This is a genomic window from Moorena sp. SIO3I6 (genome assembly GCF_010672095.1).
In genome coordinates this window covers 1-11402 of record NZ_JAAHHU010000169.1, presented here as the reverse complement: position 1 = coordinate 11402, position 11402 = coordinate 1, and the positions used below count along the sequence as shown (strand labels likewise).

The 11402-nt window shown below is 40.6% G+C and carries 8 protein-coding genes and 1 pseudogene; 7 read left to right on the top strand and 2 right to left on the bottom strand.

All coding sequences use genetic code 11. From position 1 onward, the window contains the following. Positions 1-612: hypothetical protein (locus tag F6K49_RS29415; protein ID WP_293102322.1), on the top strand; the 612-nt coding region annotated here is incomplete at its 5' end. 349 nt (positions 613-961) lie between these two features. On the opposite strand, the gene F6K49_RS29410 is transcribed toward F6K49_RS29415, so the two are convergent. Beyond that, the gene (locus F6K49_RS29410; RefSeq protein ID WP_293038788.1) at positions 962-1333 is read right to left on the bottom strand and encodes a hypothetical protein; all 372 of its coding nucleotides are present in this window, start codon (positions 1331-1333) and stop codon (positions 962-964) included. Positions 1334-2497: 1164 nt separating this feature from the next. Here F6K49_RS29410 and F6K49_RS29405 point away from each other — a divergent pair. The 5 genes from F6K49_RS29405 to F6K49_RS29385 all read left to right on the top strand — a co-directional run bounded on the left by F6K49_RS29405 (position 2498) and on the right by F6K49_RS29385 (position 9291). Then, the gene (locus F6K49_RS29405; RefSeq protein ID WP_293029453.1) at positions 2498-2635 is read left to right on the top strand and encodes a hypothetical protein; all 138 of its coding nucleotides are present in this window, start codon (positions 2498-2500) and stop codon (positions 2633-2635) included. A 212-nt stretch (positions 2636-2847) separates the two neighbouring features. Next, positions 2848-3630: an HAD family hydrolase gene (locus F6K49_RS29400; RefSeq protein WP_293102319.1), complete on the top strand. Its 783-nt coding sequence runs from the start codon at positions 2848-2850 to the stop codon at positions 3628-3630. A gap of 363 nt (positions 3631-3993) precedes the next feature. After that, positions 3994-5406, top strand: a complete 1413-nt coding sequence (locus F6K49_RS29395) for an adenylate/guanylate cyclase domain-containing protein (protein ID WP_364303588.1) — start codon at positions 3994-3996, stop codon at positions 5404-5406. 2267 nt (positions 5407-7673) lie between these two features. Beyond that, positions 7674-8366 (top strand): helix-turn-helix domain-containing protein, encoded by a 693-nt coding sequence (locus tag F6K49_RS29390; protein WP_293070164.1) that lies wholly within the window; start codon positions 7674-7676, stop codon positions 8364-8366. A 1-nt stretch (position 8367) separates the two neighbouring features. Then, on the top strand, positions 8368-9291 hold the full coding sequence (locus F6K49_RS29385; RefSeq protein ID WP_364303586.1) for a cysteine peptidase family C39 domain-containing protein: 924 nt from the start codon (positions 8368-8370) through the stop codon (positions 9289-9291). Here the strand turns inward: F6K49_RS29385 and F6K49_RS29380 are convergent. After that, a pseudogene (locus F6K49_RS29380) lies at positions 9243-10411 on the bottom strand (IS4 family transposase). The gene F6K49_RS29385 and the pseudogene F6K49_RS29380 sit on opposite strands and share 49 nt — an antisense overlap. 159 nt (positions 10412-10570) lie before the next feature. Here F6K49_RS29380 and F6K49_RS29375 point away from each other — a divergent pair. Further along, a partial coding sequence (locus tag F6K49_RS29375; RefSeq protein ID WP_293102315.1) for an ABC transporter transmembrane domain-containing protein occupies positions 10571-11402 on the top strand: 832 nt, incomplete at its 3' end.

Genomic DNA, 11402 nt, shown 5'->3' with positions numbered 1-11402 from the left:
TTGGGCTTAGCAGCGCTACTAAGTCTGACTGTAGGAACTGCTACAGTGGCGATGACCGGATGGCGCTCCGCTGACCGCAACCGGTCTGATATAGAGGCACAGTTATCGGGTCTTGAGGAAAATCTCAGGAAAAAGGAGGAATTGTTAGAGACACTTCAGCTATCAGACTCTAGGTTAGACGCTTCTGGACTGAAGGAGTTTACCTCAGACAAAGACACTTCACTATCTTTGAACGACAACTACCAGCCCATTAGCAATCTTGAGCAAGTCACTTCCGAACCCTTGCTCAAAACCTACCATCCGATTGCCGAAACTGAGTCGGTAACTGAACCTGTAATCATTACCAATCAAACAGTGGATCATGAACCATCCACTCAATCCCCCACTAAACCTGACTTGGACGTGGGAGCAGCTACGGCTAGGTTTCCATCGGTGCAATCATTTCTAGCCTATGCTCCACCCAATGCTTCTCAGGAGCCACAGATGAAACCAACTCCCCTTAATCGTGATGAGTTTGACCAACTCTACACTAAAATTCAGCATCTTATGTCTCAGATGGTCACTGTAAAAAAGGCTATGGAAAGACGGTCACCAAAAACCTCACTCGAGTAGTCGTGATCAGATAGCTATCAAAAAAAACTTGGTAATGGCTAATTCCTAGATATTGATAGTTAAGTCATATCAAGGGTTAGTCATTAGCTTTTCTTTCCAGTCAAACCGGAATCTTAACACGTAATGTTTTAATAAAAGCCCTAATCACCTCAGCTGGAGTGTTTCTAGTCTGTTCATAATGTTCATGTGGATTGCTTCAATAATTCTATTGCTTCAATAATTCAAGGTCTGATTCTTAAAGAATTATCGTCACAAAGCATGCAAGCACTGTCAAGATCAATGCTGAATTGCTTGAATGCACCCTGACTATGCACTGACATCATATGCACTGACATCATATGCACTGACATCAATTAAGCTCAGAATGATTGGAAAGCATTGCTACAATGCGGTCGAACCTTTTCCTATTTTGCCAACCTAGCCATAGGGGGAGAACTTGGGCTTCTGCTAATTCTAGTACCAAGGATTGAATTTCTTGGTCAGATGCCTGTCCATAAAGCAGTAGTACTAAGAACCCATTGAGTTGCCGTGCCATTGTTTTAGCTTGAGGTAAGGCATCTATAGCTTCATTCCAATGGACAGGGAACATCAAATGAAGTGGCTTATCGTCTCCCATGTGGATTAGAGTGGGTTTGAGGAGATTGCAAGTGCCATGAGGTCCCTCGTACCACGGGCGATGATTTTCTAGGTACGCAGCTTCTGACTTTACCCAAGTATTCATTTTGTACCTCTAAGTTTATTATAGCTCTTATTTTATTTATGGTAATTGATGAAAAATGGATTCGCTAAAATTCGTTCTAGTCTACAACGAACAAATCCCTTGAGAATTTATCCAATGGGATCATAATGTATTACCATTGGTATACCTAGGGAATAGGTCTGGTGATCTAAACCCTAAATTTATGTAGCTGTAGCTGTCGTCATTGATTTGTGCAAAAGAACATGGGTTGATAGTATTTACTCAGTTATGCAATTTGATAACGCTTAAATTAATTTAAAAAAAATCCATATTTGGCAATTTTTTGGGAGGTTTACTCAAGTTAAAGACTAATTTAGGTTTATGGCCAATTTTGATTTAATTTTATTCCCCCATCTGTTAGGCTGGAATAACTTACCAGGAAGCGCGTTTTTCCAGTTATTGCTCTGACCAATAGTCAAGATTTAGAGTTACAGTAACCTGGGATGAACCAAAAAAATTTCCCTTTACCTTTATCCTTTACTAACATGTCATCCTTGAATCAGGATTGTGATGGCTACAGGACAAGGGATCATCAAAAAACTTGATCTCAAAAACCCTGGATTAGGTGGTGACTCCTATTAGTTTTTATGGTTCCTTGAGGAGGAATACTGGTTTGGATTAACAAGTATAGCATTTTCAGGTGAAATGAAAACGCGCTTATTCCTTGAGAGCTCCTCACTTATATATAGCGCTAGAGTGAGTTAGTAATTTAGGGAGTAATGCGTTCGCGTAGCGTGGCCGTAGGCCAATCGCATATTTCCCAAGCCAGCAGTCCCTCACCTTTAAATTCTGAAACTCTGACCAAAGAGGGACTTTTGCATACATGACGTTGGCCTTGTCAAAAAAGGTACCCACACGGGTACTGTCCAAAGCTGGTGGCGAAATCCATACTCAAAGAACTAGTAAACAACACACAGGAAACGCAATGACCAGACATGGCCGACTCTATCTAAGAACGGATTCAAGCCCTTAGTCCTGAGGAACTGGCAGATGTGACTGAAATTAGTTCTGTCTTAGCCCGTAGAACACCCCTGTGGTTCTATATTCTCAGGGAAGCAGATAGCGCGAGCTGGTGGTAAAACCTTAGGATCTGTAGGTGCTCGGATTGTAGCAGAAGTTTTTATTGGTCTGCTGCAGGGAGACCGTATGTCTTATCTAAATCAAGACCCAGATTGGACACCAACACTGGGTTCACATCCAGGAAAATTTGGTATTGTCGATCGCATAAGCGCGGAAGCTGAGGCCTTTGGCCACGCTTCGCGAACGCTTCATCGCGTAGCGTGAGCAAAGCTCAATCTGCTTAAATTTGCTGGAGTGGCATAGATACTATAACTTGATAGGGTGCTATAAAATTATACCAATTCACTTAAACATTGCTATCTATTCTTGAATAAGGGTAAAGATTAAGGGGAAAATGTAAAGGTAAAATCTTTGACTTTTTTCCCTTAATCTTGAGTATAGTAATTTGTAGTATTCATAAGTATTGATCAAGTGAAATGGTACCCACAATTCTTGCTCTCGACTTTGACGGTGTTCTGTGTAACGGACTATTAGAGTATTTTCAGACGGCGTGGCGTACATACTGTCAAATTTGGAAACCCGGCAGTCAAAAACCACCCGAGAATTTAGCACCTAGCTTCTACCGCTTACGACCTGTGATCGAAACCGGCTGGGAAATGCCAGTATTGATTCACGCGCTGATTCTCGGTATTTCAGAAGACGAGATTTTGCAGGATTGGTCAACAGTTGCCCAGTCTATCGTTAATTCTGAGACCTTAGACAGAACCGATACAGCCAAGCAGTTAGACACGATTCGGGATAAATGGATTACTACCGATTTAGATGGTTGGTTGAGTCTACACCAATTTTATCCCGGTGTGATTGAGCGATTGGAGCAAATACTTTCCACAAATACCACACAGGTATATATTGTTTCTACTAAAGAAGGACGCTTCATCAAACAACTATTGCTGCAACAAGGTATTAAATTACCACAAGACAGAATTATTGGCAAGGAGTCCAAACGACCCAAACATCAAACCCTACGACAATTAATTGAAACTTTTCCAGGGGAAGCCGTAACACTATGGTTTGTGGAAGATCGGCTTAAGACCCTTCAATCTGTGCAACAGCAGCCAGACCTTAAACCGGTCAAACTCTATCTAGCTGATTGGGGCTACAATACCAAAGCTGAGCAAGAATCTGCTGGTAATGACCCGAGAATTCAGTTGTTGTCTCTTGAGCAATTTTCCCAGGATTTTTCAAATTGGCTTGATTAACTATTAGGTATTAGTCCTTCTGGAAGGAAAATTTAGGTTTTGGCAGCATTTCAGGGAACTCTATAACTATCACCTTTGAGATTGTCTTTTCAACCAGAGGTGAAAATGATTTTGAATAAAACGCTTTTCGGTTAGGGTTTCTATGGGATGCTACACCTAATTTTTAAATTCTGGAACTGGTTATTAAAGCTAATTTTTCAGAGAATAATCCTAGTTCTAACAATCATGTTTTGCCTGGGAGTGGGAATTGCCCTTTCAAGCATGTCTCGTCTCTCCATGGATCTAATTTAATCCCACGCACTAGACTATTCAACCTTATCTGCTCAAGTTATTAATGAGGCACGTAACCTCTACAGTACTGAGGTGGTTAGTCGTGCTAAAACTGTTGATGGAATTACTGTTACCCATAACTACACTACCAAAAAAGGGGCAATTCCTAATCCAGCCACCTATGTGATAGAACTGGGTTCGCGCATTAGTGCCAATGATACGGGAGCTTTAATCAGGCTTTACAGTGATTATCCCTTTCCCAATCGACAAGCTGAAGGGGGTCCGAAAGATGATTTTGAATGGGATGCACTCAGATTCTTGAGAAAATATCCCACTCAGTCATTTTTTCGCCAAGAGCAAATCCAAGGTCGTTCTTCATTTCGATATGCAGAAGCCATAATTATGGAGTCTAGCTGCATTGCTTGTCATAACAGCCATCCGGATAGTCCCAAGATGGATTGGAAAGTAGGAGATGTCAGAGGTGTTTTGAAAATTATTCAGCCTCTAGACAAATTTGTGGGACACACACAAATGGGTCTGAGGAGTACATTTATCACCTTAGGAGGACTATCTGTGTTGGCACTCTCAGGGCTAATTCTAGTTATCGGTAGATTGCGTCAAATTGCAAAGGAATTAACAAGGCGGGTTACGGAACGCACGGCTGAGTTGGCTGAAGCTAACCAAGATTTAGAAAAAAGTAATCAAATTATTAGTAAAATTTTTGGGCGTTACCTGATTTTTGGGCGTTACCTGAGTAAGGAAGTAGTAGATAATTTACTGGAAAAACCAGAAGAATTGAAACTGGGATGCCAGCGCAAAACTATCACCATACTAACTTCTGATTTAAGAGGATTTACAGCGCTATCCGAACGATTGCTTCCGGAAGAAGTGCTTCAAATTCTCAACCTCTATCTGAAACATATGTCAGAGGTAATTACTAAATACCAAGGAACCATTGATAAGTTCATGGGTGATGGAATTTTGGTTTTATTTGGTGCTCCCACGGCCAGAGAAGACGATACAAAACGCGCAGTTGCTTGTGCTGTGGCGATGCAATTGGCAATGGTTCCTGTCAACGAAACGATGCATGCCTGGGGCTATCCACCTCTAGAAATGGGTATTGGTATCAACACAGGTGATGTTGTGGTGGGCAATATTGGCTGGGAAAAACGCACCGATTACAGTGTAGTGGGTAGCCAAGTAAACTTAACCTATCGTATTGAATCCTATAGCATAGGTGGTCAAATTTTGATTTCACAATCCACCTTTGAACAGGTTAAGTCAATCGTGATAATTCACGGGGACAAACAGGTACAACCAAAAGGGGTTAAACAGCCAATTACTATCTATAACGTTGTGGGTATTGGTGATGACTACAATCTCTTTATACCTCAAGAAGACGAGAATTTTTTTACCCTTCCTAAAACCATCCCACTCACCTACAAAATTTTGGAAGAAAAGCATATCGGCAAAAATCTTTTTCTTGGAAGTTTAGTTCAGCTTTAAGCTAAGGGATCGAAAGTGCGTTCCTATGAGATAATAAGAGAGTATTTACCGGTAGAGCTAAGTAATATAAGCCTGAATATATTAAATCAATATCAAGCAGAATATAGTGATGATATCTATGCTAAAGTTACGTCACTTGAAACATAAAATCTAGGGTTTTATATTCGTTTTACCTCCCAAACTCCAGAGGTAAATAAAATGCTTGATGATCTCTACAAGTCGATAAGTAAAAAAAGTGAATATAAGCCGTCAGGTATCAACAGTTAGCCTTACAGTGGTTTGACTTTGAGCATGGCGGGATTGCTGTCTACAGTATGGTTGGCAGTTAGGAATTGGTATGGTTTGTGGCAAATTAATTTAGCAGATTGAGACTCCCCTGGGCGATAACGGTTATGCGATGGCTCGAAGAGCCCGCCAAAGGCGATTGACCGTAGGTCACGCTACGCGAACGCAAAATTTGCTCAACCAGTTCTCCCCAAGCCCACTCCAGATGTTGAATTTAATCATCATAGTGGTTTAGTTTAGCCATCATAGCTTCATTTGCCTGGGTCATGACCATTGATTTTGATTATATTAGTTACAAAACTTTACATAAAATTGTATAAAAATTGGATTTTTGGAGAGATTAATTAGAATGAAGACAACCAATAAAGCTTAATGGTCTTGGTAGTCCTAAACCAGTAAGGATGAGTTATAGTCATTAATCAAATACCAGATAGCGGGACTTTGACAAAATCTTACACTCCAATGAGCGATCAACCTAGATTGGGAGGGCGATTCACCTTGGAGGCGTATATCATTAAGTATTCACTTTCAGGCAATTGACCTTTTTCCCTTACCCAGAGAGGTTTTCATCCCAATTCTGGCCGATTACGGCTACACATCAATAGTGGCTCGGACTGAAATTTACATGCATATTGGCTTCACACAGAAAGTGCAGTGAAACAGTACCCAAAAGGGTACTGTCAGCATTACCTATTATTAAGGAATAATAGCCAATTAAGCCGTTACTACCAACTCAACATGGCTTATACATGTAGCAGTTTGCAGCCATCGTCATGGTTCGCCGACCAAGACACTCAGCTCATGTGGCAAATGGTGAACTATGACCTTCACCTTTAAAGTCTTACCCAGGGAAATGCATTAACTGAGGCTTCCACTCCAATCAAAAAACTAGCTATAGCGTTCAGGTGTGACAAGCAGCCTTGTCAGCCTTCAGTGGTGCTCACTTCATCGGTGCATTGATCCTGGCTAGTGCCTAATTCCCATCCCCCGATAATTACAGATTACATCCATTGTGGATAAAGGGATAAACTATGGAATTTGATCTGATAATTATTTTTTTATCATTGTTTTTTGCTCAAAGCTTTATGCAAGCTTTATCAAAGCTTTATAGAGTTAAAATTTTAGTAAATTTTTATTTCGTGAAAGCGATAAATTTTAGATAACCACTATTGTAGTGATAAGTAGTCGGAGCAAAGTTTTAAAAATTATGTTGATTTTGTAAATTTTTATTCCATCGGGTTGGTTCAAATATGGTAAAGAAAGTTTGGAAAATTGATTAATGGTAAAAGGTTTATTTTGATCAGACTAGTTATATAATTGTTTGTGAGATATAATTCAGACATCAATACCAAGAGTTGATTCAACTATTCTTGAACGAATAATTACTTAAATCAAGGTTAAAACTATCTGTCTTGGAACTGTAAGTTGATTGCGATCGCTTAAGTCTTGGGGTCTATATAGGGTTTCTAGCTCATTAGTAAGCAGTCAGCCGTCAGCCGTCAGCCGTCAGCCGTCAGCTTTTAGCTCACGCTACTTGAAGTGCCGTCAGCCTTGAGCTTATAGCACATCAAGTAGCTTGGCACAGGCTTTGGCCTTGGCCTTTGGCCACGCTACGTGAATGGCCACGCTGTGCGAACGAGGCTGGGACGTATCCCATAGGCTGATAGCTGATAGCTGATTACTGACCGCTGATAGCTGATAGCTGAATGCTTAAGCTCATTAACCCCAATGCTCATTGCTCATAACATCAAAAAATACTCCGATCCTTTTGATATAGTGGTTGATGGATGAAATACCCAAGACCACGCTGTATCGATCTTTGCTGCTGTTTCCTGTTCCCTGATCCGACCTTTTCTAAGCCCAATCGCCCAGGGCTATAGGTTTTGGTGACCTATAGTTTTGACGACAAAAAAAACTCCAGTTGTTAATCTCGACGGAGTATAGGTCTGCTTTGTTTTAACTTACCCAAAAATCAGGATAAATTGTCTATACCATCTGCAGCAAGCAACCTTGGTGTTACAGATTCAATCAATGTTAAAAATGCCCAATTTAGGGCTGTGGTAAATATAAAACAGATTGATATGAATAACGCTCAAGATACAGAAGCCAAAATTTATCAAAGTCATTATTTAACAGCCTTCCAACGCAAACTGCTCCAAAAAAGCCTAGAACAGGATTTACATGAGTCCTACCGTCAGCGGATTCAAATTATGTTATTGGCAGATCAGGGCAAATCTCAAACGGAAATTTGTCAAACCTTGGGGTGTTGTGCCGCAACAGTAAGACATTGGATGCATATCGCTCGTAGTGGGATGGCTCACCAATGGCAGGATTGTCCCATTGGTCGCCCCAAGGCAGTCAATGACGAGTATTTAGACCGTTTGAAAGAACTGATTAACCAGAGTCCCCGGGATTATGGTTATTCCTTTCAGCGCTGGACAGTGAATTGGTTGAACAAACATCTGGCAAAAGAATTGGGGATTGAAGTCAGCAATCCCCACCTACAACGATTGCTCAAGGAGATGGGATTATCGACTATACCAACACGGAGAAAGGTTAACTCCCCTAACGGACGGGAAAACGATGGTCACAGCATCTTAATTTCTGACCTGAAATCCGCTAATAACTCCGAATCCAATAGTTTTTGGTTATTCAATCCCAGCAACATGGCATAAGATGATGGTTCGACATACATCTACATCTAATCCACTGATTTCCCCTGAGCAGCTCGCCCATACTCTAGGGCATCCTCTTTCAGAACTAGAGGTATCACGCTGTCTCAAACAAATAAAATATCGCGAGCCAACGGTAGGTCAATTTTGGCAGTCAACAGACGCCGAGGCTGGCGTCTATATTGTGATTTCCGGAAAGGTCAGACTGATTAATAGCGCGGGGGAGTTAATTACCAATCTAGAAGCTGGAGCTTCCTTTGGGGAGTGTACTTTCTTTCCAGAAGAGTCTTTTGAGCCTTACTCAGCCAGAGCTTCCCTCAAAACCAAGCTCTGTTATCTAACTCCGGAACTGTTATTTCCCCTAATTAGTAAACATCCCCAAATTCGCGAGCATTTTTATCGTCAGGCTCAAGGGCAAAATTCCCTGCTGATGCCGTCGGAGAGTGCTTTGGGAGAGGGGGAGAAAGGGAGAATAACGGAAGGTGCGGGAGTGGGACAGAAGAAAGATATCCCCACCTCAGGAGACCAAAAGCCCAAGCAAACCGTTAGGAAAGCTTACTTTCCTAGCCCTACTCAAAGGGTTGGTCATTTGTGGCAGCGAGTGATCCGACGCTATCCGTTTTTTGCCCAACAAAGTGGTTCTGACTGCGGTGCTGCCTGTCTGGTGATGATCGGTCGTTATTGGGGGAAACGATTCAGTGTTAACCGCTTGCGAGATATCTCTAATGCCGACCGTAATGGCGCTTCATTGCGGGGACTATCAGCGGCTGCCGAAAGTATTGGCTTTTCCACTCGACCGGTGAAAGCTAGTCTGGATCGACTGGCAAAACAACAGCTACCTGCTATTGTCCACTGGGACTGGGGGGGTGACGAAAATAGTTATAAAGCAGACAGGGCAAGCGATCTAGCTCTCATTCCTCGTAAATAATACTTCTGTTTATTACGATTAAGCTTCATTAATTATTGTATTAAATCAATAAGTTAATAACTAAACTTGACCCAAGTTTGAGCATGTAAGCCTATATAAAAACTACTGTGTCGTCTTTGTAAACGACCAGATTCTTTTACTCTACCAACATATTTATGAATTCCTTTACGTTTAATTTTTTGTCCGTGAAGAGTAGCAGAAGTATAAGCTATTGTTATCAATAAAATTAAGGAAATCAACCGATTATCTGAGACATTAGTGTCTTCTAAGTTATAGCAACCTGTTTTAAAATCTCTAAACATTTGCTCAATATTAAACCGTTTTTTATAAGCAGCAATTGCCAAGTCTAACGACTTTAAATTTGTGAGAATAAACCAGGGTTATTTTGGGGCAAATCCTGAAATATTTTTTTTCAATTTTGCGGCCAAATTAAAACGGGGTAATACCTTAGTTTTCGTAACTTTGATTCCTTTAAAAAACAACGAAGTTCCTGGGACTAATTCTAAAGAATCTAAATCTGTCCAAATTTTTTTTTTCAATTTCAATAAATTAATTTTTTTTAAGACGTAGACAAAAGTCTGCATCCTTTTGTGACAACCAGTTTGCCAGCCTGACAGAACAAAATTCTCTATCTCCCAATAGGCAGATTCTATAATCTTTAAAAATCGGCATTATTTTTGATATATGAGTTGTTTGTTCCTTAAAATTACTACTGCCTAATTTTGGCATCAAAGTAAAGTAAACTGGAAAAGCTCTTTTGTCCCAAATCAGGCTAGTTACTAAAAGGTTTATTTTACCCCAATTTGTCCGATCACTTGCTATATAAACTAGGTCATTTTTTTCGGCGTTCGCCGACGCTACGCGAACAAAATATGTTTATAGTAAATTAGATAGAATAGGAAACCAAATATTTTCAAAATTTAAAGTTGGCAAAGATAAAAAGCGCTGTAGTCTTTTTCTTATACTTTCAAAGTTTATTCCAAGAGGTAAAGCATTGGCTAATTTTTCAATGGCTTTCTCTTTTGATTGATTGTAGTAGAATAACTACAATATTTGCTAAAATATAATTACGATCCTTTAGTTTAAATTTTAGATGGTTTTGATATAATAAGGGTAACATTTTCAACAGATAGGTCTTATTGACAATGAAAGACCTATCTTTTTCTACCACAGATCGTTACACTCTTGACGTATCAATCGTTTCAATCGCTATCGTCGCCCCCCCAGCCACTGGGAAGGAAAACACTTTATTGTTGTTTATGAAATCACCAACAAGCATGTGGTAATTGCTGACCCTGGTATTGGTCAAAAAACTCTGAGCCACCAGGAATTCAAAGCAGATTGGACTGGTTATGCACTGCTACTGGAACCTACAGCACTCCTGAAGGATACCAAAGAGAGTAAGACGTCTTTATGGCAATTTTTTGAGTTGGTAAAGCCTCACAGTTTCGTGTTGCTGGAGGTGTTTATTGCTTCCCTAATTATCCAGATATTTGGTCTGATTACACCCATATTTACCCAGATAATTTTAGACCGAGTGGTGGTGCAAAGGAGCACCCTCACCCTAACCGCTGTCGGGTTAGGATTGCTAATGTTTAGTCTGTTCCGGGTTGCGATTACCGGGTTGCGGCAATATTTGCTTGACCACACCGCAAATAAGGTAGACCTAGCACTGATTGTCGGGTTTATTAGCCATACCTTGCGATTACCTTTAGGTTTCTTTGAGTCTCGTTTTGTCGGAGATATTACCTCCCGGATTCAGGAAAATCGTAAAATTGAGCGGTTTCTCACCGGTGAGGCGTTATCTATCCTGCTAGATTTACTAACAGTTTTTATCTATGTGGGTTTGATGTTTTGGTACAGTTGGAAATTGGCGCTGCTAATCTTAGTAATTGTACCACCCTTTTTCCTGCTGGCGTTGATTTATACACCATTTTTAAAACGAATTTCTCGGGAAGTCTTTCATGCGATCGCAAAAGAAAGTAGTTATCTGATTGAAGTGCTTTCTGGTGTCCGCACTGTCAAGTCTACAGCAGTTGAGCAAACCGTACGCTGGCATTGGGAAGAGTTATTAAATAAAGAAGTTAAAACTAACTTTTCTGGGCAAGTGA

Excerpts from the sequence above, each read along its gene's own strand:
- F6K49_RS29410 (WP_293038788.1), bottom strand. The coding sequence starts at position 1,333 with ATGAATACTTGGGTAAAGTCAGAAGCTGCGTACCTAGAAAATCATCGC.
- F6K49_RS29405 (WP_293029453.1), top strand. The coding sequence starts at position 2,498 with ATGTCTTATCTAAATCAAGACCCAGATTGGACACCAACACTGGGTTCA.
- F6K49_RS29400 (WP_293102319.1), top strand. The coding sequence starts at position 2,848 with ATGGTACCCACAATTCTTGCTCTCGACTTTGACGGTGTTCTGTGTAAC.
- F6K49_RS29385 (WP_364303586.1), top strand. The coding sequence starts at position 8,368 with ATGATGGTTCGACATACATCTACATCTAATCCACTGATTTCCCCTGAG.